This is a genomic window from Pseudovibrio sp. Ad13 (assembly GCF_001623225.1).
GTDB lineage: Bacteria > Pseudomonadota > Alphaproteobacteria > Rhizobiales > Stappiaceae > Pseudovibrio.
This window is the reverse complement of record NZ_LMCC01000025.1, coordinates 1-512: the sequence shown is the minus strand read 5'-3', so window position 1 is coordinate 512 and position 512 is coordinate 1. Positions and strand designations below refer to the sequence as shown.

The 512-nt window shown below is 49.6% G+C and carries 2 protein-coding genes; one reads left to right on the top strand and one right to left on the bottom strand.

Features of this window, described 5'->3' with window-relative positions:
* Nucleotides 1-263: hypothetical protein (locus PsAD13_RS27985; RefSeq protein WP_206599790.1), on the bottom strand; the 263-nt coding region annotated here is incomplete at its 3' end.
* Between PsAD13_RS27985 and PsAD13_RS27980 the strand changes: the two genes are divergently transcribed.
* A partial coding sequence (locus tag PsAD13_RS27980) for a hypothetical protein (protein WP_206599790.1) occupies nucleotides 250-512 on the top strand: 263 nt, incomplete at its 3' end. The two genes, PsAD13_RS27985 and PsAD13_RS27980, sit on opposite strands and share 14 nt — an antisense overlap.

Here is a 512-nt window from a genome sequence, read left to right as displayed (position 1 = left end):
AGCAAGAAACAACAGCAAGCCAAAAGGTTTACGCCGGTCAAAAAACTGAAATAAGCGGAAGCGAACATAAAAAGAACGTGCGCTCCGTTGGATTTACGGGACGGAAAAGGAAGGGATAAATGAATACCCATCAAGATCGGAATACCGGTGAAGCGGTGCTGCGTGGCATGCGCTGCAAATGCCCTTCCTGGGGCATTGGCTCTGTCTTCGACGGTTACTTGAGCGTGAAACAGTCCTGCGACAACTGTGGTGAAGATCTTCACCACAGTTGTCGCAGGACTGTTTCACGCTCAAGTAACCGTCGAAGACAGAGCCAATGCCCCAGGAAGGGCATTTGCAGCGCATGCCACGCAGCACCGCTTCACCGGTATTCCGATCTTGATGGGTATTCATTTATCCCTTCCTTTTCCGTCCCGTAAATCCAACGGAGCGCACGTTCTTTTTATGTTCGCTTCCGCTTATTTCAGTTTTTTGACCGGCGTAAACCTTTTGGCTTGCTGTTGTTTCTTGCT